24 protein-coding genes are annotated in these 24,778 nt (G+C 61.6%); 10 read left to right on the top strand and 14 right to left on the bottom strand.

Annotated elements, in window-relative coordinates:
• Nucleotides 1-79: 79 nt before the first annotated feature.
• A complete protein-coding gene (locus FYC77_RS21050; RefSeq protein WP_394349021.1) occupies nucleotides 80-472 on the bottom strand; it encodes a DUF6069 family protein in 393 nt (130 codons plus the stop codon).
• Between the two features lie 297 nt (nucleotides 473-769).
• Complete coding sequence (tsaA, locus tag FYC77_RS13505; protein WP_149082023.1) at nucleotides 770-1,264, bottom strand: tRNA (N6-threonylcarbamoyladenosine(37)-N6)-methyltransferase TrmO; 495 nt, start codon at nucleotides 1,262-1,264, stop codon at nucleotides 770-772.
• Between the two features lie 396 nt (nucleotides 1,265-1,660).
• Between tsaA and FYC77_RS13500 the strand changes: the two genes are divergently transcribed.
• From FYC77_RS13500 to FYC77_RS13485, 4 genes are all read left to right on the top strand, one after another.
• A complete protein-coding gene (locus FYC77_RS13500) occupies nucleotides 1,661-2,410 on the top strand; it encodes an ADP-dependent NAD(P)H-hydrate dehydratase (protein WP_149082022.1) in 750 nt (249 codons plus the stop codon).
• Nucleotides 2,411-2,508: 98 nt separating this feature from the next.
• Nucleotides 2,509-3,195 carry a class I SAM-dependent methyltransferase gene (locus FYC77_RS13495; RefSeq protein WP_149082021.1) on the top strand — a complete coding sequence of 229 codons (687 nt, stop codon included), beginning with the start codon at nucleotides 2,509-2,511 and terminating at the stop codon, nucleotides 3,193-3,195.
• Between the two features lie 83 nt (nucleotides 3,196-3,278).
• Nucleotides 3,279-4,409, top strand: coding sequence for a pyridoxal-phosphate-dependent aminotransferase family protein (locus FYC77_RS13490; RefSeq protein WP_149082020.1), 1,131 nt, complete (start codon nucleotides 3,279-3,281; stop codon nucleotides 4,407-4,409).
• Between the two features lie 177 nt (nucleotides 4,410-4,586).
• Nucleotides 4,587-4,865, top strand: coding sequence for a hypothetical protein (locus FYC77_RS13485; RefSeq protein WP_149082019.1), 279 nt, complete (start codon nucleotides 4,587-4,589; stop codon nucleotides 4,863-4,865).
• A gap of 6 nt (nucleotides 4,866-4,871) precedes the next feature.
• Here the strand turns inward: FYC77_RS13485 and FYC77_RS13480 are convergent, their stop codons facing one another.
• The gene (locus FYC77_RS13480; RefSeq protein ID WP_149082018.1) at nucleotides 4,872-5,213 is read right to left on the bottom strand and encodes a DUF7576 family protein; all 342 of its coding nucleotides are present in this window, start codon (nucleotides 5,211-5,213) and stop codon (nucleotides 4,872-4,874) included.
• A 345-nt stretch (nucleotides 5,214-5,558) separates the two neighbouring features.
• On the opposite strand from FYC77_RS13480, the gene FYC77_RS13475 reads away from it, so the two are divergent.
• Together FYC77_RS13475 and FYC77_RS13470 are read left to right on the top strand one after the other, a co-directional pair.
• The gene (locus FYC77_RS13475; RefSeq protein ID WP_149082017.1) at nucleotides 5,559-6,758 is read left to right on the top strand and encodes a redox-regulated ATPase YchF; all 1,200 of its coding nucleotides are present in this window, start codon (nucleotides 5,559-5,561) and stop codon (nucleotides 6,756-6,758) included.
• Nucleotides 6,759-6,967: 209 nt separating this feature from the next.
• Complete coding sequence (locus FYC77_RS13470; RefSeq protein ID WP_202911839.1) at nucleotides 6,968-7,762, top strand: hypothetical protein; 795 nt, start codon at nucleotides 6,968-6,970, stop codon at nucleotides 7,760-7,762.
• A gap of 47 nt (nucleotides 7,763-7,809) precedes the next feature.
• Here FYC77_RS13470 and FYC77_RS13465 read toward each other — a convergent pair whose 3' ends face one another.
• Together FYC77_RS13465 and FYC77_RS13460 are read right to left on the bottom strand one after the other, a co-directional pair.
• Entirely contained in the window at nucleotides 7,810-8,031 is a 222-nt protein-coding gene (locus FYC77_RS13465; RefSeq protein WP_149082016.1) for a hypothetical protein, read from the bottom strand.
• Nucleotides 8,032-8,161: 130 nt separating this feature from the next.
• Complete coding sequence (locus FYC77_RS13460; RefSeq protein ID WP_149082015.1) at nucleotides 8,162-10,018, bottom strand: carbon starvation CstA family protein; 1,857 nt, start codon at nucleotides 10,016-10,018, stop codon at nucleotides 8,162-8,164.
• A gap of 430 nt (nucleotides 10,019-10,448) precedes the next feature.
• Here FYC77_RS13460 and FYC77_RS13455 point away from each other — a divergent pair, with 430 nt between their 5' ends.
• Entirely contained in the window at nucleotides 10,449-11,666 is a 1,218-nt protein-coding gene (locus FYC77_RS13455; protein ID WP_162354532.1) for a class I adenylate-forming enzyme family protein, read from the top strand.
• Here FYC77_RS13455 and FYC77_RS13450 read toward each other — a convergent pair.
• Together FYC77_RS13450 and FYC77_RS13445 are read right to left on the bottom strand one after the other, a co-directional pair.
• Nucleotides 11,648-12,634, bottom strand: a complete 987-nt coding sequence (locus tag FYC77_RS13450) for an ArsA family ATPase (protein WP_149082013.1) — start codon at nucleotides 12,632-12,634, stop codon at nucleotides 11,648-11,650. The two genes, FYC77_RS13455 and FYC77_RS13450, sit on opposite strands and share 19 nt — an antisense overlap.
• Nucleotides 12,634-12,969 carry a hypothetical protein gene (locus FYC77_RS13445; RefSeq protein ID WP_149082012.1) on the bottom strand — a complete coding sequence of 112 codons (336 nt, stop codon included), beginning with the start codon at nucleotides 12,967-12,969 and terminating at the stop codon, nucleotides 12,634-12,636. Before FYC77_RS13445 ends, FYC77_RS13450 begins: the two co-directional genes overlap by 1 nt.
• An 89-nt stretch (nucleotides 12,970-13,058) precedes the next feature.
• On the opposite strand from FYC77_RS13445, the gene FYC77_RS13440 reads away from it, so the two are divergent.
• Complete coding sequence (locus tag FYC77_RS13440; RefSeq protein ID WP_149082011.1) at nucleotides 13,059-14,378, top strand: CobW family GTP-binding protein; 1,320 nt, start codon at nucleotides 13,059-13,061, stop codon at nucleotides 14,376-14,378.
• A 6-nt stretch (nucleotides 14,379-14,384) separates the two neighbouring features.
• On the opposite strand, the gene FYC77_RS13435 is transcribed toward FYC77_RS13440, so the two are convergent.
• Entirely contained in the window at nucleotides 14,385-14,792 is a 408-nt protein-coding gene (locus FYC77_RS13435; RefSeq protein ID WP_149082010.1) for an SRPBCC family protein, read from the bottom strand.
• A gap of 95 nt (nucleotides 14,793-14,887) precedes the next feature.
• On the opposite strand from FYC77_RS13435, the gene FYC77_RS13430 reads away from it, so the two are divergent.
• Nucleotides 14,888-15,106 (top strand): hypothetical protein, encoded by a 219-nt coding sequence (locus tag FYC77_RS13430; RefSeq protein WP_149082009.1) that lies wholly within the window; start codon nucleotides 14,888-14,890, stop codon nucleotides 15,104-15,106.
• An 85-nt stretch (nucleotides 15,107-15,191) separates the two neighbouring features.
• On the top strand, nucleotides 15,192-16,841 hold the full coding sequence (locus tag FYC77_RS13425; RefSeq protein ID WP_149082008.1) for a spermidine synthase: 1,650 nt from the start codon (nucleotides 15,192-15,194) through the stop codon (nucleotides 16,839-16,841).
• A gap of 666 nt (nucleotides 16,842-17,507) precedes the next feature.
• Here the strand turns inward: FYC77_RS13425 and FYC77_RS13420 are convergent.
• From FYC77_RS13420 to FYC77_RS13395, 6 genes are all read right to left on the bottom strand, one after another.
• On the bottom strand, nucleotides 17,508-18,599 hold the full coding sequence (locus FYC77_RS13420) for an ABC transporter ATP-binding protein (protein ID WP_149082007.1): 1,092 nt from the start codon (nucleotides 18,597-18,599) through the stop codon (nucleotides 17,508-17,510).
• On the bottom strand, nucleotides 18,596-19,669 hold the full coding sequence (locus FYC77_RS13415; RefSeq protein ID WP_238386946.1) for an ABC transporter ATP-binding protein: 1,074 nt from the start codon (nucleotides 19,667-19,669) through the stop codon (nucleotides 18,596-18,598). The genes FYC77_RS13420 and FYC77_RS13415 overlap by 4 nt, the downstream gene beginning before the upstream one ends.
• A gap of 8 nt (nucleotides 19,670-19,677) precedes the next feature.
• Complete coding sequence (locus tag FYC77_RS13410) at nucleotides 19,678-20,781, bottom strand: ABC transporter permease (protein WP_238386945.1); 1,104 nt, start codon at nucleotides 20,779-20,781, stop codon at nucleotides 19,678-19,680.
• Nucleotides 20,762-21,778 (bottom strand): ABC transporter permease, encoded by a 1,017-nt coding sequence (locus FYC77_RS13405; protein WP_149082005.1) that lies wholly within the window; start codon nucleotides 21,776-21,778, stop codon nucleotides 20,762-20,764. Before FYC77_RS13405 ends, FYC77_RS13410 begins: the two co-directional genes overlap by 20 nt.
• A gap of 15 nt (nucleotides 21,779-21,793) precedes the next feature.
• Nucleotides 21,794-23,587, bottom strand: coding sequence for an ABC transporter substrate-binding protein (locus FYC77_RS13400; RefSeq protein ID WP_162354531.1), 1,794 nt, complete (start codon nucleotides 23,585-23,587; stop codon nucleotides 21,794-21,796).
• A 105-nt stretch (nucleotides 23,588-23,692) separates the two neighbouring features.
• Nucleotides 23,693-24,625 (bottom strand): HEAT repeat domain-containing protein, encoded by a 933-nt coding sequence (locus FYC77_RS13395; RefSeq protein ID WP_149082003.1) that lies wholly within the window; start codon nucleotides 24,623-24,625, stop codon nucleotides 23,693-23,695.
• Nucleotides 24,626-24,778 lie beyond the last annotated feature (153 nt).

The following is a 24,778-nucleotide window of genomic DNA, read 5'->3' as shown; positions in this document are numbered from 1 at the left end:
AGACGGGCCGAGCACAGTTCAACCAGATTCAGCGCCTACTGGACAAGACAGTGAGGCTGTCGGTGTGATCGACTGAGACTCAGCGGTTGAACAGCCACCCGGTCAAGATGGCGACGCAGATGAATGCGGGGGGCAAATGAAGCACCATCAGTGAGACAGCTTCACTGTTCGTGACATCATCGACAAACAAAGCAAGCCCCAGGTCGGGGAGAAACGAAAGCACGAGCACAGCTACGGCAATCAACGTGAAGCTACGGTTCGGTGTATCTGAGCGCTTCGTCAGGAAGTAATATACTGCAGTTGCCCCGACAACCCCCAACGTCGTCCAGAGCGCGATTGGACCATACTGGAAAAACTCCGTCGAGCCTGGAATGTCGGCTGATAAAAAAGCCAACCGAGCGCGAGATTGACAGACAGTGCAAGCACCAGCGCAATTCCCCCACGCTTGGTGAGAACAGTCCGGTCGGGTGATTCACCAATACTGGCGTCCATCACTGAACCCGTATCCGTCGGGTGAAAACAAAAACCCCTTGTACTTTTGGCAGTCTCACAGCCGAGTTGCGTGATGGAGAGTAGGTCATCGTTTGAGTTTGCTGCCGCGGGCAAGACGCGACTTTTTATTGGGTGGTGGTCGTTTTTCAGTTCTACCGAGCGATCACTAATCCTCTCAGATTTTCTCGGTCCGTGTGACAGGCGCGCCTTCTATTCATCACTCGATTCGTGATGGTTTGCGTAGATGAGTTTAGGGACGGTGACCGATACAAAGCGTCTATCGAACAAATCGTTCGTCGGCTTGTTTTGATTGAATTGTTGACTTTGAGGCGGTGAGCCACCCGGTATCCGTGTCAGATGGAACGTCAAATTTGGGAACGAATGGCTTAATATCCAGCAATGGTGTCTGATCGACGACATCTATTCCGTTGACAGTCACGTTTCTATCTGTGACGGATTCTATCTCGACAACAGAGAGACCGATTGGATTCGGACGCTGAGGCGCTCGCGTCGCAAAGACACCGCGCGGTTCGTCATCGAGAAATGGTTCGACCTCCAGAGGAGCAGCATCGTCAGACGCATGGAAATGATACAACAAAATACAGTGCGTGAATCCATCGAGATCTTTCACTCCATCCGCGTAGGCTTCCTTGAGTTCGACAACCCCTTCCTCAGCAGCATTTCCGTCCGGTTGGATCGGCATTCCGTCTGGTGATTCGAAAGGCGTTCGGATTACCCCAATCGACTCATAGGTAAATTGATTTTCGGACACGACCTTAGTTCAGGCTTCGAGTGAGAAATCAGTTCGTGCAACACTCGCGCGTTATCTTGTACGGTGCTAAGAATCTCTCTCAGATTTGGTAGGACAACTGGCAGTCAGTACGCACATGCAGTGGGTGTGTGTTTCACCACTTTTGGAGTGAAACAAGCGAGGTCGTTGTGCTGCATCCACCCTCTATATTTAGCAGCCGGCTTTTGACACACTTCATATAGATCGATAGTCGCTTCGGTAACTGCTTGCACTCTACTGAGCGAGCGTGGGTTTCGTGTCCCATGCTGAATAAAGAAGCCGTGCTACTAACTACTGATAAGAGCGGGGCGACGCAGCTGCGGGTAAGCCGGAGTACGCGTGGCGAATGCATACCCGAGTGCGGTTCCGACGAACCGTATGGCTCGACTCCAGCGAACGCTCTCGAACGTCGCGGAGGAATCCGGCCGGGAGAACGGTCGGGTCGGCGTCGTCGGGGGAAGCACCGCGTACCCAAATCAGCCCGCGCTCGTCGGACGCGCGGCGTTTCGAACCGGCTCCGATCACGTTCGGGCGCTCGTGGCCGATCCGATCTACGAGATCGTCGCCGGCCAGTCGCCGAATCTGCTGGTAGATCGGTACGCCGGCGAGACGTTCGACAAACGCGCCGTCGCCCGCACCCACGAGATGAGCGAGTGGGCCGACGCCCTCGTGATCGGGCCGGGTCTCGTCGACGCCGAACCCGACGCGATCCGCTCGGTCGTCGACGCCGTCGCGATCGAACCCAGTCTCGAGGCCGACCTCTCGAATGCGGTTCTCACCCCTAGCGGAGCCGAAGACGACCCCATCTACGATGCCTACGGATCGCTCGAGGCGTTCTCGAGGGAGACGGACGCGGTCGTCACGCTGACCGGCGACGTCGACGAGATCGTCGCCGCCGGCGATCGGATCCAGAACGAAACGGGAACGTCGGCGCTGTCGGTCGCCGGGACGGGTGATACGCTCGTGGGTATCGTCGCGTCGTTGCTCGGACAGGGAATGGATCGAGCCGACGCGGCGGAGCTGGGCGCCTGGATTCTCGGCAAGACCGGCGAGCTAGCGACCGCGGAGTTCGGTCCCGGCGTCGTCGCGACGGACGTGATCGAGCGCATTCCGGATACGATCAGGTGAGTCGCTACTCTCCCTTCGCTCTGGCTTACGCCGACCACGATCGAAGCGGTCGCTCGAGTGCGCAAACGATTACCCGTCTGTCCGTTGTATCCATACGTATGTCCGAATCGACCGCCGAGCACGCGGGCGGGTGTGACCACGAAATTTCCCACCCCGTCTTCGCGGCGCTCTACGACCTGCTGCCCGAACCAGCACAGCTCCGGTCTCACCGGGAGTACCTGGTCCAGGATCTCTCCGGTCGCACCCTCGATCTCGGCTGTGGCAACGGCGAGTTGTTTCCCTACGCCGTCGACGCCAGCACGGGTGACCTCGAGTACCACGCGATCGAGCCCGATCCGCACATGCGCACGCGAGCCGAGAACAACGCACGGGAGACCGGCCTGCCGGTCGACCTCAGGGATGCCCGCGCCGAGTCGCTTCCGTACCCAGACGACGCGTTCGACGTCGTCGTCGCCGGCGTCGTCTTCTGTACGATCCAGGACCCCGACGCCGCCCTCGAGGAGGTCGCGCGGGTGCTGAAACCCGGCGGCGAGTTTCGCTTCCTCGAGCACGTCCGTGCCGACGACTGGCGGGCGAGCGGCCAGGACCTGCTGACACCGCTGTGGCGACGAGCCGCGGGAGGCTGTCACCTGAACCGGCACACGATCGACCGGTTCGTCTCCCACGACGCGTTCGGGCTCGAGGAGATCGAACGCACCGGCGTCGGAGTCTTTCCCGCGTCGCCTGTCGTCCGGGGCAGGTTGCGGCGAAACCGGGACGGCCTCTTCGGCGTCGGAACCGAGTAGGATGGACGGTCGGTGGATACCGACCGGCTCCAGCAACTGTACCGTATTCGGGATTTATCCCTCCGGGGGTCTCGAGTTGCTGTATGACCGACGATCGATTACGGATGACGCCCGGTCCAACCGAGGTCCCCGAGGAAGTGCGAAGCCGGATGGCGGAACCGACGGCGAACCCCGACGTCGAGCCCGAGTTCTTCGAGTGGTACCGAGGACTGCTGGACAAACTCGAGGCGATTTTCCGCGCGGATCCGAGCGCGAGCGCCCCCGTTGAGGACGGCGACGAGTCGAACGTGGATATGGTCGTCCTCGGCGGCGAAGGAATCCTTGGCCTCGAGGCTGCCGTCGCCTCGCTGGTCGACGACGGCGACCGCGTGCTCTGTCTCTCGAACGGCCTCTACGGCGACGGCTTCGCCGATTTCGTCGAGAGCTACGGGGGAGAGGCCGTCACGTGCGGCGTTTCAGATCGGGGGACGCTCGATGCCGACGTCGTCGCCGAAGCGATCGAAGACGCACGGGCCGACGGCGACGACTTCGAGGTCGCGACGATGGTCCACTGCGAGACGCCGACCGGGACGTTGAACGACCTCGAGCCGATCCTCGACGTCCTCGACGAACACGGGATCCGCTCGGTCGTCGACGCCGTCTCCTCGCTCGGTGGAACGCCGGTTCCGACCGACCGGATCGACGTCTGCATCGGCGGCAGTCAGAAGTGTTTCAGCTCGCCGCCAGGACTCACTATCTGTTCGGTAAGTGATCGTATCTGGGATCGGATCGAGTCCATCGAGAACCCGACGCTCTACGCGAACCTCGAGCCCTGGCGGACCGCCGTCGACGACGAGTGGTTCCCGTACACCCACCTCGCGTCGAACCTCTCCGGGCTCGACGCCGCCGCCGATCTGTTGCTCGAGGAGGGAATGGAGTCCGTCTTCGATCGCCACGAGTCGGTCGCCACGTACTGTCACGAGCGGGCCGGGGAACTCGGCCTCGAGACCTACCCTGCCGACGAAGGCGACTGTTCGCCGACGGTGACGGCACTCGACGTCGATGGTCGTGCCAGCGAGCTCCAACGACGGATGCTCGAGGACCACGAGATCGTGCTGGCAACAGGACTCGGCGACCACGAGGACGAGATACTTCGAATCGGCCACATGGGGCACAACGCCCGTCGTGACCGGGTTGAGCGAACGATGGACGCACTTGCCGACGTCCTCCAGTGAGACGACCGATTGACCGTCAGTGCCGGCACACTCGCGACCGGGCGGCGGTCGCACTGGAACAGCGGGACAGCAGTCCGTACGAGGATACACGAACGGGTCGGACGAACGGATACGTCCCCAGCCTGGCCGGAAGCTGCAGGTAGAACGGTTTCCCCTCTCGTCCGACTACCCGTCTCTATGTCCGAGCCCGACCGAGAACCGACCGAGACACCCACGACCGACAGGGAGGAGGCCGAACGCGAGGGGAAATGGATGGGGCGAAACTGGCTCGGAATCGCTGCCGTCTCGATATTCGGACTGGTGCTGATCGTAATCGCGCTGATGCAGGCAACCGGCCTGATGGACGTCTTCGCACCGGTCGTGGAAACCGAAATCCAGCAGTGGGCTATCTTCGGTGTTCTCGTTCTGATCTGGCTCGGAGCCGCCGGCTGGAGCTGGAACGCGATTACGGGATGACGACGGTCACCGACAGTACGACCAGTCTCGAGACGCACCCGACCCGTCGGATCGGTCGCTCGGACGAATCGTCGCCTCGTCTGGAAGACAGGGCTCGCTACAGTAGTGGCGTTCGACAGTCGTCTCCCTGGCCGTAACGACCCAGCTGAGCCGATACTCCTGTGGTTCGATCACGACGTCGCACGTCGAACACTGGACTCGTTCCGACGACGATCGCTCTCCCTCGAGACGGGCGACGTGTGACCGTTCGATCGGAATGTCGAGTTCAGGACGCACGTCGTCGGTGGTGACGTCGTCGACTCTCCGTACTCGAGACGTCGCTATCGTATCGGCGTTCGAATCGCCCATAGCGCAACATCAACAAATTATTATAAATAGGTCGGGACGACTGTCACCAACTGATGGATGTCTGCCCAAATAATAATTTATAGTATATATATGTGGAAGTGGTAGCTTTACTACAGCACTTCCGGCGCGGTCGGTCCCGAATCGGGGTTGTGACGTCCTCCGAGAGCCACCGGTGTACGACCCACTCGGGCGTGATACGGATTGGTGTAAGATGTCCCGGCGAACCCGCCCCACGGGTCACGGGTGTGTCAGCACTGACGGGCAGCAGCCCGTATGCCACGCTCTCCCGTAGCAATCCTGAATCGGAAGGAAACCCGTTTAGTCGGGCCGCACGAGGGACAGATAATGAGTACGGATTACCGGATCGGGCTCGTCGGCAAACCCTCCGTCGGCAAGTCCTCCTTTTTCAACGCGGCGACGATGAACGACGTCCCCGAAGGGGCCTATCCATTTACCACGATCGACCCCAGCGTCGGTGAAGCCTACGTACGCGTCGAGTGTGCGGCACCCGAGTTCGACGAAGAGTGTACGCCGTCGGTTGGCTACTGCGATCACGGCACCCGATTCGTCCCCACAAAACTCGTCGACGTCGCCGGGCTGATCCCCGGCGCACACGAGGGCAACGGCCTCGGCAACCAGTTTCTGACCGACCTGAACGAGACCGACGTCCTCGTCCACGTCGTCGACTTCTCCGGGGAGACGGACCTCGAGGGCGAACCGACCGAGGGTCACGATCCGCGCGAGGACATCGCGTTCTTAGAGGAGGAACTTGACCAGTGGTATCTCGACGTCTTAGAGAAGGGGATCGGTCGCTACGAATCGGGCTACACGACCGAGGACGACGCCATCGAGGAGGAACTGGCCGAACAGATGAGCGCGTTCAAGACGAACGAAGACGAGATCAAGCGCCTGATTCGCCGGATCGACGTCGGCTTCGATCCCGACGAGTGGGAGGAAGCGGACAAACTCGAGTTGGCCCGCGAGATCCGCACGGAGACCAAACCGATGGTGATCGCGGCGAACAAGATGGACACCCCCGAGGCCCAGGCGAACTACGCGGAGATCACGAGCGATCCCGACTACGAACACCTGACGATCGTTCCCTGCAGCGCCCACGCCGAGAAGGCGCTCAAGTCGGCTGACAAGGCCGGCGTCGTCGACTACCGACCCGGTGACGCCGACTTCGAGATTACGGGCGATATTTCGGGCGAACAGGAACAGGGTCTCGAGCAGATTCGAGAGTTTCTCTCCGAGTACGGCGCGACCGGGGTCCAGGCGGCCCTCGAGACGGCACTGTTCGACGTGCTGGGCGTGACACCGGTGTTTCCCGGCGGTGCGAACGGGCTCGGGAACGAACGCGGCGAAGTGCTCCCCGACTGTTATCTGATCCCGCCAGGGTCGACGGCCGAGGACTTCGCGTACAGCCTCCACTCGGACATCGGTGACGGCTTCCTCCACGCGATCGACTGTCGGTCGAACCGCCAGCTCGGCAAGGAGTACGAAGTCGAGGCACGTGACGTCCTCGAGGTCATTACGACCAACTGAGAGGGAGTATCGTCGCCACCCGACGGTTTCGGCCTCGTCTGTCGTGGCTGTCTCTCGATCCGTCACAGGAAACCGATGACCCCCGACGATAATCCCCCTGAGACGATCCGCCGTACAGACCGCGCTCGATCGCAGTCCGAACCACCGTGTGATGGTGGCGCACGGTTTAAGTGTGCCTGCCCGAAACCTTCGAGCCGACGAGATCGAATATGACGGGCCGACCAGCGAACGAGACGAACGGCGAACCGGACGGGGAGGGGCCCGAACGCGATGCTCGAGTGCACGGACCCGACGACGCGGAGTCTACCGTCGACGGGGACGAACCGGATGACGAGGGAGATACTCCGGCTGCCGACGGGATCGGATCGGATGTTGATGGGGCTGATTCGGTCGATGGAGACGCCGAACAGGACGAAGAACACAGCCTCCGGGCGGCCGAGGGTGTTCCCGACTGGGAAGACGAGTACGTCGACCGGGTCGCCGACCGACTGTTCGTCAACTACGATCTCGAGAAAGAGAGAGTCGTCGAGACCGAACGGTTCGACCTCTACGGCGAGTTGCGCATCGAGAGTTCGAAACACTTCCTCCACCCGTCGGTCACGTACGCGAACCACGAGGCGTACGAACACCTCTTCGTGACCCGCGAGTCGCGGGTGAGCGAATCGCGACTGGAGTCGCTGGTCGACCTCGGCCACGACCTCGCCGACGAGTGGATCGAGGCGAACGAGGACCACTTCAGTACGACGTTTACGTTCGTCGTCGTCGCTCCGGAGATATCCGACGAGGTCGAGACGTTCGTCGAGGAATTCTCGGAGCGGACGCTGTTGAAGTTCGGCTACAACGGCGAGTACAAGATTCGACTCGCCGTCGCCGCCCCGGAACACGAGGTGTTCGTCTCGAGTCCCGGTGCCGAGATCGAACCGGCGTTCGTCCACTGGGAGTCCCCAGACGATGGGACGTCAGGTGGCCCGTTCCGTCGACTAGTCGGCAAGCTCGGACTCTAATCAGCACCCGAAACGCGCCGGTCTATCCCGCTCGTTCCGTGTGGTGGTTACGCGCCGTAGGCGACTCGCCGGGCGAACGCGTCGAGGCGCGATTTGAGACGACCCAGCACGACGACGTGTGGGCTGACCCGACGCAGTTCCTCTTCCTCGAGTTCGATGCGCTCGCCCTCGAGGGGGTCTCGGCTTCGGTGTCCGTCTTCGGTCGCCATATCGACCACGGTACTCATGCTACAGCGGCCGCAGGCTTCCTTCTCGGACGAATCGGTCATACGTCGACCGACGAGTTCGAGATACCTAACTCTACCGACTGGTCGGGTTCGGTCGACGGAAAGAGGGCGTGGATGGCGGGAACCGGACGACGGGAATCGGTTCCGGAGCTCGGAGGAAACGGTATCGATGCTAGTCGTCGCTCGGTCCCGTTTCGGCGCCGACGATCGAGTCGCTATCGAGCCCGTCTCTGGCCTCTTTGATGCTCGTGTATCCCATCTTGAGTAACCCGAGTGTCAACCCGACGAGGACGAGCGCGATGATGCTCTGTAGCCCGAGTGATATCGACTCGATCGTCCCGGGTTCGCCGGAAAGGATCGTCAACGGGTTTCTGAGGAGTCCGATCCACAGGAGACCGACGAGCGTGACGCCGATCATGAACAGGAGCGGGACGCCGGTGCTGATCAGCTGTTTGGTGTCGCTCCAGTTTGCGAGCCAGATCGTCGCGACGAGCAACGCGAGCGCGGCGAGGGTCTGGTTCGCACCGCCAAAGAGCGGCCAGATATTCTCCCAGGTACCGGAGGCGACCAGGAGGTAGCCACCGATCGCGGCGACGCTCGCGTTCACGTAGCGGTTCATGAACGTCTCCTCGATCTGGGTCTCGGGCGTGCCGATGATCTCCTCTAACATGTATCGACCCAGTCGCATCGCCGTGTCGGTACTGGTGAGCAGGAAGCTCACGAACAGGAGGCCGATGAACGTCGTCGCGGTTGCGACTCCGAGGCCGTAGACGGTGAGCAACGCGCCACCACCGGCCGGGAACGTGACGAGCGCTGCAGCGAGGCTGTCACCGGCACCGGCGACGAGCGAGACGGCGAGGATCGCAGTCACCGCGAGCAGGCCCTCGCCGAGCATGCCGCCATACCCGATCAGTCGCGCGTCGGTTTCCTTGTCGAGCTGTTTGGCCGTCGTCCCCGAGGAAACCAGCGAGTGGAAGCCGCTGATCGTCCCGCAAGCGATCGTGATGAACAGGAACGGGAACAGCGGGCCGAGCGCCGGATGGACGAATCCGGTGAACGCCGGCAGGTTCGCAGTCAGCGCGTCGACGGTGACCGTCTCGACTCCCGGATCCCAGACGGCATCGATCGTGACTGGGCTGAAGCCGATTACGGTGGCGACGATGACGGCGAGCAACATCCCCCCGACACCGACGTACAGGATCGCGGAGGTCAGGAAGTCCCGCGGCTGGAGCAACACCCAGACCGGCAGGACGCTCGCGGCGAACGCATAGAGGACGACGACGATCGTCCACGCCGCGAAGTTTGCACCCATCGCGCCAGCGAGCGGGAGGAAGCTGAGTGCACCCTCACCGAAGATCGTGATCGTTCCCGCGGGCATCGTCTCCGTCGCGACGATCGCGAACGGGAACTCGAGGCCGACCCAGACACCGCCGAAGACGGCGAGGGTGAACGCGATCGCCCCCGGAATAAACGGGAGCCCGAACTGGTAGAGATAGACTCCGAAGAGAACGGCAAGCGCGAGGTAGACGATACTCGCGGTGGCCGCCGCCGGGAACGCGTTGAACACCGCGGCGATGAGGAACGCGAACGCCGCGATCACGAGGATGATCGTCAGGAACGCGAACCACAGTAACATGTTCTTGCCGCGTTTCCCGACGTACTGGCCGATGATGTATCCGATCGATTTCCCCTCGTGGCGAACGCTCGAGGAAAGCGACATGAAGTCGTGCACCGCGCCGAAAATCGGGTTGCCGATACCGACCCACAACAGCGCGGGGAGCCAGCCGAACGCGGCTGCGGCCGTGATCGGTCCAGCGATCGGTGCCCCGCCCGCAATACTCGAGTAGTGGTGCCCGAGCAAGACCGGTTTCTTGGATGGCACGTACTCCTGGCCATCCTGATACTTGTGTGCCGGTGTTGTCCGCTCGTCGTCAAGTTCGACGAACTGCGCAAGATATCTCGAGTAGCCGAGATATCCAACTGTGAACGTTATCAGTACGAACGCGACCATCCAAACTACCTGTACCATTGTTTCATACCCCAGGATACACCATGGATAAATACGACTTAAATCTCCCCCAAACAATCACCATGTTTTAGTATAATAAATTATATTTATCACAGATGATCGAAGTGAATCAACGGCCAGGAAGATCAACGAAGTTCTTTCTCAATAAAACATATGAAATGAATGTTCGGAAAGGCTGTAACAATTGGTGTGGAGTCGGCCGCAGCAATTTCCGTCTCTAGTGCGGTGTAACTGTTTGCCACTGGCTTCCAATCAATCACTATTTTCCACCACGTGGTCCTCTATTGCGTCGACTGCGTATCGCTCGCGTGTACTGGAACCGCCGGGGTCCAATGTTCTCCCACCTAAACATGACATATTTTTCATGGAATTTATTATGTACGAGTCTTCTCTATGAATATTAGAACGTATGACGAACGTGGTGGATTCGGTGCGCCAGACCGTTGAACAGCAGCCGCTCTCGGTAGCGCTCGTAGACGGTAACGACGAGCTGACGTATCGAGACCTCTGGATTCGGGCCAGTGAGTTCGCCGGAGGGCTTCGAGAGTACGACGTCAGAGCCGGCGATGCGGTACCGATTTGCCTCCCGAACAGCACCGCGTTCGTCGTTTCACTGCTCGGGACGCTCCGAAACGGGAGCATCGCTGTGCCGATCAATCCCCGGTTCGAAACCGAAGAGAAAGCCGTGATCACACGGCAGGTCGACGCGAACGTCGTCGTCGCGACGGACGATCAGGTGACGGGTATTCTCTCGAACGTCGACACGCTCGACGCGCTGGTACGGGTCGGCGACGGTGCGAATCTGGGAGTCGACTTCGAGGCGTTTACCGACACCGACGGGCTCTACGACTTCTGGGAAGTCATCGAGCGAGCGGACGAGGATCCCGCATTGCTCTCGTATACAGGTACGGAAACGCCGAGAAAGACGGGTGTGGTTCTCTCACACGAGGCGCTTCGGTCGAACGCCGAAGCCGTCGCAGAGATCGTTCCAGGTGGCCTCGGTCCGGAAGACGAACAACTCAGCGTGCTCCCAGCGACTCACCTCTTCAACATAACCCCCGTTCTCAACGCGACGCTCCTCACAGGTGGTCGGTACAACCTGATCGCGAATCCGTCGGCCGAAGCCACGGTCGATCGGCTCGACGCACACGACATCACCGTCTTCCACCTCTCTCCGTCGATGTACGCCAGGTTGGCCGCGGACGAACTGCTCGAGGGCGTCGACCTCTCGTCGCTGCGGGTCGCCGGTTCGGTAGGTGGTCCGTTTCCTCCCAGTGCTCGAGAGATGCTGTCGGATGCCGGCTGTGAGAAGCGGTACTACTTCTACGGCAGAACCGAGACGGGGCCGGTCGCGCTGGTGAACGTCGACGGCAGCAACCGGTCGCTCGGTCGCCCAGTACCCGGTGGCCAGGCCCGTATCGTCAACCTGGCGTTCGAAGAGTGTCCGGTCGTCGAGGGCGACGGGGCCGTTTCATCCGAGGCCTGTGGTGAACTCGTCGTCGCCGGCCGGAACGTCGCCGACGGCTACTACGACAACGACTCCCTCGAGGACGAACGGTTCACGCTCCGAGGGGGTGACAACTGGTATCACACCGGGTTGTCCGCGTACAAAGACGCCGACGGCTACGTCTATCGCGTCGAGGACTGATCGCGCTCCTCGGCGCGAATCACATCGAGTTCGTCCGCGACGTCGGCGAGCAACGGCCCCCTGATCTCCTCGACGCGGGCCTCGATCTCCGCGACAATCGGCGGCTCGAGGCGATCGTGGGCCGCTTCGATCCGATCTCGTTCTTTCGAACACCGTTCGCGAAGGTACGACGCGCCCCGTCCCTCCTCGTGAGACTCGGGTTCCGGTGTCACTCTGTTGATGACGATTCCGCCGACGTCGAGATCGTACTCATCGAGTGCGTCGATCGCGCGTTCGGTCTCGCGAAGCGAGAGGTCGTCCGGGTTCATCACCAGATAGAACGAGGCGTCCGTCCGAAGCGTCTCGTGGGCGAACTCGAACCGATCTCGTCGTTCCTCGAGTCTGGCGAGGATAGGATCGCCCTCGCGCATTCGCCTGGGCTCGCGCTTCCCGATCGCTGCTCGCTCGTAGAGTTCGACACTTTGCATCCGCTTGGCCCGCAGTTGTTCGACCCAGTCCCGAAGGAGCTCCGGGAGCGAGAGCAATCGAAGCGTTCCGCCGGTCGGCGAGGTGTCGAACACGACTCGATCGTACTCCTCGGCGTTGGCCATCACGTCGATGAACCGATCGAACAGGGCGGCTTCGTAGGCCCCCGGCGTCTGGTGGGCCATCTCGAGTTGGACGTCGACCTCGTTGATCATCGACGCGCTCAGCTGACTGTTGAGTTTCCGTTTGATCCCCTGGAGGTGGTCGGCGATCTCGCGTTCGGGATCGATCTCCATCGCCCAGAGGTTTTCATAGCTCTCGACGCGCTGTGGATCGTCGCCGAAGGACTGCTCGAAGACGTCGCCCGTGCTGTGGGCCGGATCGGTCGAGACGAGCAGGGTCCGATCGCCCGCCCGTGCACTGTCGAGTCCGAACGCACTCGAGACCGTCGTCTTTCCGACGCCACCTTTCCCGCCGAAGAAGACGAATCGTGTTCCACCCATCAGAAGTGAAGCTGCTTTCCTTTTCGCTCGAGGAGGCTCCCGCGGTCCCACATCCGCCGTTGCCACTGTTCGTATTCGTCCTCGAGATACGGCAGTAACTCGGCCGTATAGTATGAGACCGGGCTCGGAATGCCGAACGCGTCGGGAAAGCACGCGACCATGAACGCGTCCTCGATGTCCTCGGCCTCGAGTTCGATGATTTCGTACGCCGGATGTGAGAACAGCCCGTGGTACAGCCCACGCGCCCAGAGACCGGGTAGCGTGTCCTCGAACCGATCGCGCAACCATCCTTCGAGTGCGTTTTTGTATGCGACGATACGACGAACCAGACTCATGCCAGGACGTTTCGAACGTCGGGCCAAAAGCATATCGCCCGAGCCAGCGACCAGTTCTATTATACGAGTTGGGCGTTAATTCGACAGCTATGGATTCGGGGCGAATACCGGTGACGGTCGTCAGCGGGAACCTGGGTGCCGGGAAAACGACGCTACTCAACCACCTTCTCGAGCGCACCGATCGGCGCATCGCCGTCCTCGTCAACGACATGGGCGACGTCAACGTCGACGCGGCGTTGCTCGAGGACGAAACCGATCTCGCGCGAGATGGCATCGCCGAGTTGAGCAACGGCTGTATCTGCTGTGAGCTTCAGGACGACCTCGAGACCGAAGTTCGTCGGTTGGCTCGGGGCTACGACTTCGACCAGTTGGTCGTCGAATCCTCCGGGATCAGTGAACCCGCGCCGGTCGCACGGCTGTTCACGACCGGGTCGGCCGCTGCCGAGCGCTACGAGGTCGACTCGCTCGTCACAGTCGTCGACGCCAGTCTACTCCTCGACGCCGTCGAGGGCCAATCGCTCGAGCGGGAGACACCACCGGACGCCGAGGATCGGCCGCTCTCTGACCTGCTCGTCGAACAACTCGAGTTCAGCAACGTCGTCCTGTTGAACAAGGCGGATCTCCTCGACGCGGACGACCTCGACCGACTCGAGACGATCGTGGAAGCGCTCCAGCCCGACGCGGAGATCCACCGAACGACGTTCAGCGAGATCGATCCCAGCCGGCTTCTCGGTCGGGAACTGTTCGATCCCGACGAACTCGGTGACCTCCCCGGCTGGCAACGCGCGCTCGAGCACGCTCGAGAACACGGACATCTCGACGACCACGGTGATCACAGCCACGACGACCACGACGACCACGGCCATAGCGATCACGGCCACGACGAACACGACGAACACGGCCATAGCGATCACGGCCACGACGAACACGACGAACACGGCCACAACGACCACGAACACGATCACCGAACCCCTGACCAGATTTACGACGTCACGTCGATCACGGTCCGGCGAACCGAGCCGTTTCATCCGACCCGATTCGCCTCGTTTCTCGAGGAGTTGCCCGAGTCGGTCGTCAGAGCGAAAGGGAAGTGTTGGATCGCGGGTCGCCACGATCTCTTGATCCAGCTCAGTCAGGCCGGGCGCTCCGTGGTGGCCGAAGCACGGGGGAACTGGGTCGCGACGCGACCGGCCGCCCAGCAGCGTCTCTACCGCCGAAATCACCCAGACGAACCCTGGGACGACGAGCACGGCGACCGCCGGACCGAACTCGTCTTCATCGGCCAGTTCGACGAAGCCGCGCTTCGTGACTCCCTCCGGGATTGCGTCTGCACTCCCGGTGCCGTCGAGGACGGGTCGATCGAGAACCCGTTCCCCAGCGAGGTCGGCGGGAGGGTCGTCCTGCGCTAACTCGGGTTACTCAAGGTCTCGAGTCACGGCCTCGAGCATTCGGGAGAGTTCGCGACGCCGCTTCCATGTGGCGATCCGGTCACCGAAGGGAATCGGTGCGGCGAGTTCGACCGAGGAGTGGATCGTTACCCGTGTTCCCTCGTTTTCCCTGTCGAACTCGATCCGGGTCTCCATCCGGGCGAACGGGCCGTCCTCGCTCGCCTGCGTGTAGACGATTGCGTCGTCGCGGTTCTCGAACCGAAGTGGGAACTCGAGGCCAGGTCCCGACGCGACGACGATCGTTTCTTCCTCGCGCTCGTCGACGCTCGAGGGTGTGAACGACCCTTCGGCTTCGACCACGGTCGCGGGATCGAGGTGTCGGCGAAGCACGCCCGGCGTTTCCTGTATGAATCCGGAAATCGATACGTCTCGCATACCACACTCGTTTAGACCCCTGCCGGATAACGTTCGGTGATCGATCTTACGCAACGACGAAAACGACTAAGTACGCGACGGACGCCTCTACTGACATGAGCGACGACGAGCGGGAGGGGTTTCGCGACGGACTCGAGTCCTCGGAGGGCGATCCACGAGTGGCAGCGCTGTTCAACGTCGCCCTTTCCGTCCTGTTCGGATGGACGGTCGTCTGGGGGCTCTCGTTTATGGGTGCGACCGAGTTAACGCTCGTCAACGTCGCGTTCGTCGCGCTGGTCATCTTCGCGATCACGCAGTTCGTAATCAAACCGTAAGCAGTCGACGGACGAGCGTCTTCCTGACGGTGGAGTCGGTGTGTCGAAACAACAGGTACACAACCGACCGCGGTTTTGTCGTGGTATGGACCGACGGGCGCTCGCGTCGTACCGGCCCACCAAACCCGAGGTCGCGGTGTTCGTCTCGGGGGTCACCAGCATGGGCCTCGAGATTCTCGCCGTTCGAATCGTCGCGCCTCAGTTCGGGAGTCACATCTACACGGTCGGCGGGATCCTGACCGTCTTTCTGATCGCGTTGAGCCTCGGCTACTGGCAGGGCGGGAAACGGGCGTCACTGGCGACGAACCGGCAGATGAGCTGGATCATGCTCGCGACCGCAGTCTACGTCGGGATCGTGATCTACGCCGGCGATCTGTTGCTCGCGTATACGTCGACGCTGCCGCTGCCGCCTCGGTACGCCTCGTTGCCGGCAGTTATTGCGCTGTTCGGCCCGCCGACGTACTTGCTCGGATTCATCAGCCCGTACGCCGCCGAACTCTCGCAGAAACAGGGGGTCGGCGAGGCGTCGGGTCACGTTTACGCGCTCGGGACGATCGGGAGTATCGTCGGCTCGGCGGCGACGACGTTCGTGCTCATTCCCGCGATGACGATCGAGACGATCGGCCTGCTGTTCGGGTTCGTTCTGGTCGCGACGGCCGTCGGACTCACGCTTCCAGGGCTCCCCCGCAAGCCGACGATGGCGAGCGTCGCGATCGCAGTATTGCTCGTTGTCGCAGCCGGCGTGAGTCCGGTTGCACTCGACCACCGTGGTGACATCGTCTACGAGGAGCACACCGCACACCAGCACCTCGAGATCGTCGACAACGGTGACGAGCGGACGATGTATCTCGATGGCTCGCGCCACAGCGCCACGGATCTCTCCGATCCGGATCGCCACGTCTTCACGTATACGCGGTACTTTCACCTCTCGATGCTCGCGGTTGACGACCACCAGGACGTCGAGCGGGTGTTGTTCGTCGGTGGCGGCGGTTTCACCGGCCCCCAGGACTTCGAACAGCGGTACGACGCGACGGTCGATGTCGTCGAGATCGATCCGGCGGTGACCAACGCCGCAGAGGAGTCCTTCGGACTCGAGGAAAACGAGGATCTGAACGTCTACGCCCAGGACGGACGGCAGTTCCTCGAGAACACCGACGAGACGTACGACGTGATCGTCCTCGACGCCTACAAACAGGACCAGGTGCCGTTTCACCTCACCACGGTCGAGTTCATGGAACTCGCGTCGGATCGACTGAGCGACGACGGCGTTCTCTATGCCAACGTCATCTCCGCACCCAGTGGCTCCGGATCGGAGTTCTACCGAGCCCAGCATCGAACGATGGAGACGGTCTTTCCCGACGTCTACAGCTTCCGAACGTCGCCATCGAGTGCGATTCAGAACATTCAGGTCGTGGCGACGAACGCCGACAGCGATCTCAGCCAGGCCGACCTCGAACGACGAAACGCGGAGCGCGACCTCGGCGTCGACCTGGCGGACGCCGTCGACAACCGAATGGATTATCCGAACACCGACGACGCGCCGGTGTTGCGGGACGACCGCGGCGGCGTCGACGAGTTACTCGATCCGATGCTCGGTCAGCGATACGTCATCGAGGAGACCGACGGTAGCGGATCGAACGGGACACTCGAACCGGACGTCGAACCGGAGAGTCCGACAGAATCTGACGCAGCGACCACTCCGGGGCTTAGCGCGGTTCCGTCCGGCGTTCGATGATCCTTGGACCGTCTGACCCATCGTCGGTAGCCGTACTCGTCTCGGTTGCATCTGTCCTCGACTTCGTCGGCCGCCGGGGTGGTTATTCCGATCCTTGCGGCCGCGGTTGGTGACCTATCAACGTATTACACCGTCACGGATCCGGTCAATCGATTATTACTCGAGAACCGATGACTGGCTCCCAATTACGGTCCGATAATATACTATCTAATACATATATCATAAGGGATGGGTAGGGGACAAATCATAAATTAGTATATTACTTTTGGTGACCGGAAGATCCGTTTCATGCGTCGAAACCGCCACAACCATACACGCTCTATTTCAGGCGGTATACCGAACGATCGCATCGAACTATGTTTTCTGTGAGACTGTGTTTGCTTGTGGGGCTATCGGATCGGAGTCAGAAGCCTGGGAAATAGTCCGTAATGGGATTCATCAGTATTATATTATTTTTCAATACGTAATCGAAAATTGACATAGAGTACGAGCTGGTTACAGGAGAACTGTAGTCGCCTAATCACGAATTGTCCGCCCTGTCGTGGCTCTATTCTCTGGAACGCTGTCGGCGTTCTCTTCGGCGACGAGTCCGATCGACGAACCAGCCGGGGACGGATTCGAAAGCGGCATCCGTCACGGTTTCGAACCGGCCACCGGTAGGCACCGTCACTTTGTCGAGGCTGGCGACGACGTGTCGTCGAGTTCGTCGTCTGCGAGCGGCGAACTCGACCAGTACTCGTGCTCGTCGAGTTCGCGAAAGCAGGCGACTTCGTGATCGGATCCGACGTCGTACGCGCCGGGATCCTCCCGCAGACAGGCGTCTCGTGCCTCCGGACACCGGGTGTGGAACCGACAGCCCGACGGCGGGTTCTTCGGATCGGGGATGTCGATCTTTCGAACCGGCGGATCGCCGGAGTCGACCCCTGCCCGAAGGTCGGGCGTCGCCCACCGGAGAACCTTCGTGTAGGGATGTTTGGGGTTGGTGATGATCTCTTCGGCCGGCCCGATCTCGACGAGTCGGCCGAGGTACATTACGCCGATCCGTCCGTCGCCGTGGGAGGCGAAGTAGCGCGCGTTCGAGAGGTCGTGCGAGACGGCGATGAAGGAGGTATCGAACTGGGCTTGCAGATCGAGCATCAGGTCCATCATCTCGACGCGAAGCGAGACGTCGAGTGCGCTGATCGCCTCGTCGGCGAGGATGAGATCGGGGTCCATCAACAGCGCTCGCACGAGCGCGACGCGTTGTTTCTCCCCGCCCGAAAGCTGGTGGGGGTACCGCCCCGCGTAGTCGCCAGGCGGCGTCATCCCCACCCGCTCGAGCATCGAGAGCACCTCTCGGCGGCGATCGCCCGCGCTCATCTGTCCCTGCCAGCGTTTCAGCGGTGCCTCGAGGATCTTCATCACGCGGCGGTTCGGGTTGAGCGAACTCCCCGGATCCTGGTGGATGATCTGGAGCGAGCGGCGGATCTCGTCGTGAGGGATGTCGACGTCGCCACGATTGTCTTTCGCGTCCCAGATGTCCTGGCCGCGGTAGGAGACGCTCCCGCCGGTCGGCCGCTGGAGGCCGATCGCGGTCTTGCCGAGCGTGGTCTTTCCACAGCCCGACTCGCCGACCAGCGCGACGACGTCGTTCTCTTCGATGTCGAGCGAGACGCCGTCGACGGCCTGGACGACCTCCGGATCGCCGAAATCAAGCAGCCCCTGACTCTCCTCGAAGTGGACTTCCACGTTCTCGAGGGAGACGAGGTGGTCGCTCATCGCTGATTACCTCCGGTGGTCGCCTCGGCGGCGTCGACGTTGAACGGAATCTCCTCGGCGGCGTGTGCCCAGTGGTGGCAGGCAACGCCGTGGCTCTCGGAGACGCCGTGGTAGTCGGGGTCGGTGGCGACGCAGGTGTCGTCGGCGAGCGGACACCGTGGATGGTACGAACAGCCGGCTGGCACGTCGACCGGATCCGGTGCGGAGCCGTCGATCGGGCGCATCTCGGATAGCGGCGCATCGAGGTTCGGGGTCGCGTTCAACAGCGCCCGCGTGTAGGGATGTGCCGCGTGTTCGAGGATCTCCTCGGTCGGGCCGATCTCGACCAGTTGGAAGGCGTACATGACGGCCATCCGGTCTGCGAGTTCGGCCACCAGCGGCAGGTCGTGCGTGATGAACACGAGCGTCAGGTCGTACTTCTCTTTTAACTTCTCGAGCAACGAAAGGATCGATCGCTGCATCAGGAGGTCGAGTGCGGCCGTTGGCTCGTCCATGACGAGGACGTCCGGCTCGAGGACGACCGAGAGCGCGATGAGCGCCCGCTGTTTCATCCCGCCGGAGAGTTCGTGTGGGTAGGCCTCGAGCACCCGCTCGGGCTCGAGGTAGAGATCCGAGAGGAGTTCACGTGCCCTGTTCATGCCGGCCTCGACGTCGTAGTTGTGGGCGTCGAGGGTCTCGGTGAAGTGGCCGCCGACGTTCATCGTCGGGTTGAACGAACTCATCGCGCCCTGGAAGACCATCGAGATGTCCTCCCAGCGGAGTTTCTTGAGTTCGCGGTCGTCGAGTTCGAGGACGTCGACGGACTCCCTCTCGTCGGGATGGTAGGTAATCTGTCCGGAGAGAATTCCGGGTTCGACGACGGCGTCGAGCATGGCGGAGGCGAGCATCGATTTGCCGCTTCCGCTTTCGCCGACGATGCCGAGGATTTCGTTTCGTTCGATGTCGAGGTCGGCGCTCTCGAGCACTCGGGAGACGCCGCGGTCCATCTCGAAGACGACCTCCGCGTCCCGAATCTCGACGATCGGGTCGGCGGTCTGGTACAGGTCTCGGTCGGTCGTGGATTCGTGCATACTCATCGTCACACCCCCGTCATTGGGTCGGGTTCGTCGGTCTCATCGGTGTTCGATTTCCCTTCGTTTCTCGTCCGCACGCGGGGGCTAAATAGCCTGTCGGTTCCCTGTGCGAACAGCATCAATCCGAACGAAAGGACGACGATCGGAAGCATCGGGACGATCAGCATGTACGTCGCCTCCGGGTTCAACAGCGCACTCGCGTTGGCGTACGCGAGGTGCATCATGACGCCCCAGTTCTCGACGCCTCGGAACGAGAGAAAGCCGAGGAAGTAGAGCGCGACGCTGTCGTAGATCACGCGCCGGGAGGCGTAGACGAAGTTGACGAGAACGTACGGCATGAGATTCGGCAGGATGTCCTTCTGGATGATCGTCGGCGTACCGATGCCCATCGTGCGGGAGGCTTCGACGTAGGAGTTTTCGCGCAAGGACAGCACCTGCGAGTGGATCGTCCGGGCGATGCCGGCCCAGACGTTGATCGTGATGATGATGCCGATCAGCCACGGCGACTGCGGTTCGATGAGGACGACGAGGACGATCACGAGCGGCAATCCGGGGATGGTCATTGCGACGTCGCTCGCCGTCATGAGGACGGTTTCGGTCGTGCCGCCCTTGTAGCCCGCGACGGTGCCGACGATCACGGCGACGACGATGGCGAACACCGCGCCGGCGAGGATCATCTGGATCATCGTCGGCGTCGCGTGAACGACGCCCGAGATGAGATCTCGGCCGTTCATGTCCGTGCCGAGGGGATGGCTCATGTCCTCGAGTGGCTGGAGCCGAGGGGAGCCCTGGTTGGCGATCGGTGAATCGACGAGGACGATGCGCTCGAGGACGAACCAGGTCGACGAGGAGATCCAGGCGACCAGCCCCATGAGGAGAAAGCCGGCGATGATCAGGAGGCCGACTTTGGTTCGCCAGTCGCTCCAGGCGATTCGGAACGGTTCGGCGATGGACTCGGCGAACCACTCCTGGTACCGCTGCGTTCGGGTAACCTCCGTTATCTCCGCCTGGGAGAACATCTGCCCGCCGTCCGTGCGGGAGCCGTCTACTGACGACGACCCCCCGTCGGTAGGCTTCACTGCGTCGTCGTCAGTAGGCTTCACTGTCATCACCCGACTTGATCCGCGGATCCAGTTTGCCGTACGTGGCGTCGCCGATCCAGAGTGCGATGACGACGCCGAAGGTGATCACCAGGAACGTCCCCATCATCAGCGGCATATCCCGGTAGATGATCCCTTCGTTCATCTCGAAGCCGATGCCGCGGTACTGGAAGAGGATCTCGAGGATGATCGAGCCGCCGAACATGAAGCCGATGGAGATGAGGAGGCTGGTATAGAGCGGAAGGACGGCGTTTCGGCCGACGTAGCGGAGTGCGATCCGTCGGTCGGGAAGACCGCGGAGTCTGGCGACTCTGACGTAATCCTCACCGAGAACCTGAATGCTGTTGCCGCGCATGGTGAGCGCGAGCAGTCCGTAGCCGGTGACGATAAACGACAGTGCCGGGAGCATCGCGTGGTGGAACGCACCGCCGATGAACTCGACGGTAAAGCCGGGATCGACGCCGGATGGGTAGCGCCCGCGGACGGGAAACAGCGGCGTGCGATAACCCAGAAAGGCGATGAAGACGACGGCGGCGACGTAGTAGGGGATGGAACTGAGGAGGATGCCGACGCCGGTGTTCGCGAGGTCGAACGTCGATCCCTCCTTGTAGGCCATGATCGCGCCGAGCGAGAGGGCGATGGCGAACATGCCGAGCGTCGAAAGCGACATGAGAAACAGGGTCCAGGGAAGGGTATCGGCGATAATGGCGTTCACTTCCTGCCCACCGTACCGGATCGAGTTTCCGAAGTCGCCTTGCACGAGCGCGGACATGTACTGGTAGTAGGCCTCGTGTATCGGCGCGTCGGGGTCGACGTTGAGTTGGGAGGCGACCATCTCCCGGAGTTGCTCGCGCGGAATATTCGATCCCTGTGCTTGCTGTTGTAGCCGTGAGGCCATGATATCGGCCGCGCCACCGGGCATCAGTCGAATGAGCCCGAACGAGAGGGTTGCAACTGCCCAGAGGGTGAATATCGCCTGGCCGGTCCGTTTGATAAACCAGTTCATAGAAGAGTGTCGAAGTTAGTCTTCGGCTGCAGTCGTTGCCTTCAGTTCGTCCTGTTTGGCTAGCCAGTACAGCGGCCAGAACGCCTGGAAATGTTGGGACTCTTCCTGGGCGGGGAACTGCCACCCGTCGCGGCTCAGGAACGACTGCTCGAACTTCTCGTCGATGAGCAACATTGGGAGATCCTCGTTGAACAGCCGGGCGAGCCGTCCGACACTCTCGTGTAGCTCCGCGTCGTCGTTGGTGTTTGCGATCGCGGACAGTTCTTCACGCGGATTGACGCTGATTTCGCCACCATCCCCGTCGGGAACCGTAATCGCCTCGTCTTCGGGGAAGCTAAAGAAGTTCGCCGAGCCGTGATCCCGATTCTCGAGCTTCCAGGTGAACGAGAAGTAGGGATGGTTCATCGAGGCGTTTCCGCCCTCGGTATGTCCGTACGCGGCGACGGAGAAATTACCTGACGAGAGGTTCTCCTGCCAGACACCCTGATCCTGGGAGTTGAGTTCTGCGGCGAAGCCGGCCTGGGAGAGCTGGTCGACGATCGTACTGGTCGGTGTCACCCAGTCGCTCCAGCCGGCGGGAACGATGATATCGACCTCGAGTTCGGATCCGTCGCGTTCCCAGATGTCGTCGTCGTTTCGCTCGAATCCAGCCTCCTGGAGGAGTTCCTCGGTTCGGGAGACGTCTTGATCGTAGCTCTTGTACTCGTCAGTGTCGAGCCACTCGTGGGTCGCCGGAACCGTGAGTCCCCCTTGGACGGGGAACTCCATCTTGGAGTCCGCACCGACCGACAGAATCGCCGTCTCCGAGTCGATGGCGTAGGCAAACGCCTGCCGGACCTCGCGTTCGCCGAAGTGTTCGTGATCGTAGTTGAACACCATTCCCAGCCCGAAACCACCGGGAACCTGGACCTGCTCGAGCGTATCGGGGAACTGCTGGAGGGCACCGGGCCCGGCGAAGAGGCTGTGGACGCCGTCGAGTTCGCCGGTCGCAAACGACTGATGGAACGCTTCGTTGCCCGAGCGGTACCCCACCTGGTAACCGTTCCAGTTGACGTTGTCGGCGACCGGGCTGTCCTCTCTGACGTCGAACGTCGCCTGTTGTTCGCCCAGTTCCGTGAGGTCGACGAATCCCGAGGGGGTTGGCTCCTCGACTTCGTGACCGAACAGGTCGTCCGTGACGTCCTCGCCGTCCAGGTAGGCTTCGTGAAGGTCTCCCCAGTCGGCCGGCGGATGGTCGAGATCGCGGTCGAGGACGACGTGCTCGATGATCTCCTGGTTCGTCCCCTCCGGGTACGTGATTTCGATCGTGTAGTCGTCGACGACCTCGACCTCGTCGACGAAGTCGTACAACGAGTCGTCCATCGCTTCACCGAGCTCGAGTTGCATCATGAAGTCGTCGGCGGTGATGTCGTCACCGTTGCCCCACGTGAACTCGTCGCTGATGTGAAGTGTCATCGTGGTGTCGGTGACCTCCCAGTCCGCTACCGCGTGTGGGTAGTACTCTCCCTGGTCGATGATGTAGTTTGCCCACTCCGCGTAGAGGGCAAACGAAATGTGGGAGTATCCGCCCCACTGATGCGGGTTGAACTGGAAGTCGCTGACCTGGTGTTCGCCGTCGGCCGTCTGGAAGTAGACGTCGGCGTGATCCGGAACGTCCTCTCCTGGGTCCGTCGTACCGTCTCCGCCATTTCCACCGTTCCCTCCGCTTCCGGAAGCGTCGTCCGAACAACCTGCGAGCGCTGCTGCACCTGCTGCCCCCGTGACGGCAAGAATCTCTCGTCGAGACACTATCGTGTCATAATCTGCCATACAGTTCACTATGATTATTCGAATCATATAAACCTTCCTGTTATCACACCATATTTATCAGGAAGGTTCGCATCGCTCTCTGCCGGTGGGTCGTCTTGCACCTAATTAGCTGTTTTCGCCGAGCCAGTCGGCTGTATCCGCTGCCAGGTCCGCGATGTCGTCGTTCGAATCCGTCGACGCGATCTCCCGGAGCGGTTCGATCGCCGGCCCCGCCTCGGCGTACCCGAGTGCACGGATCGTCCGCGCACGAACGAACTCGACGTCGTCGAGCAACGCCAGCAGCGGATCGATCGCGTCCTCGACTGCGTCCGGATCGTCTTCGGCGACGTGTCGAATCATCTCGATTCCCGCGCCGCGGACGGCCGCATCGTCGTCCGAGAGCATCTCGAGGATGCGATCGAGACGCGATTCGATTTCCTCGGGGCCGACCCGGGCGACTTCGACGAGGACGTTCGCGACGACCTCTCGCGCCGCGTTCGAACGGGTCCGCGCCCGTTTCCACTCGTCCGAGCGACCCGCCAGAGTCGAGAGCGTACGCTGTTTTTCCTCGGCCGAGAGTTCGTCCGACATCGCGATCGCTCGTGGATCGTCGTCGAACGTCGGGCCATCGAGCAGCAACTCGAATAGGTGGTCGGTGTGTTCGACGAACGCGTCGGGGTGGTCGGCCGTCAGCGGCGCGAGCGCACCCGCGGCGCGAAACCGAAATAGCGGCGGTTCCTCCCCGAGAATATCGACGAGCGACGGAACGGCGGGGACGACCGTGTCCGGCCGATTTCGAGCGAGCGACGTCAGTGCCAGTGCCGCCGTGCTCCGAACGGAGAGGACGTCGTCGTCGAGGAGTTCGACGACGCGGTCGGTGTACTCGAGCACGCGATCGGGTTCTTCGGTCGCGATCACCGAGATCGCCTGTAGTGCAGTCGCTCGCCCGCTTGCGCCCTCGGCGTCGAGTAGTTCCTCGGCGAGTTCGAGGTCGATTGCCGTCGGATCGTCCTGTACCGCGTCCAGGAGTTCTTTCGTCCTTGCGTTCTGTTCGGCCATAGTTCGTCGTTTCTGCGTCGAACTGATAATACTGCCGGACAAACCGGGTCACAGGTCGTCGACCGAACGGGAGGTCGACAATCGTCACTGACCGTTGTCCGATAGTATAAGGTGTTCGCCCGGCCACGTGCGGCCTCCCGCGTTCGATCGGAC

It is taken from the genome of Natrialba swarupiae (genome assembly GCF_008245225.1).
Lineage (GTDB): Archaea > Halobacteriota > Halobacteria > Halobacteriales > Natrialbaceae > Natrarchaeobius > Natrarchaeobius swarupiae.
This window is presented reverse-complemented; position numbering and strand designations above follow the sequence as displayed.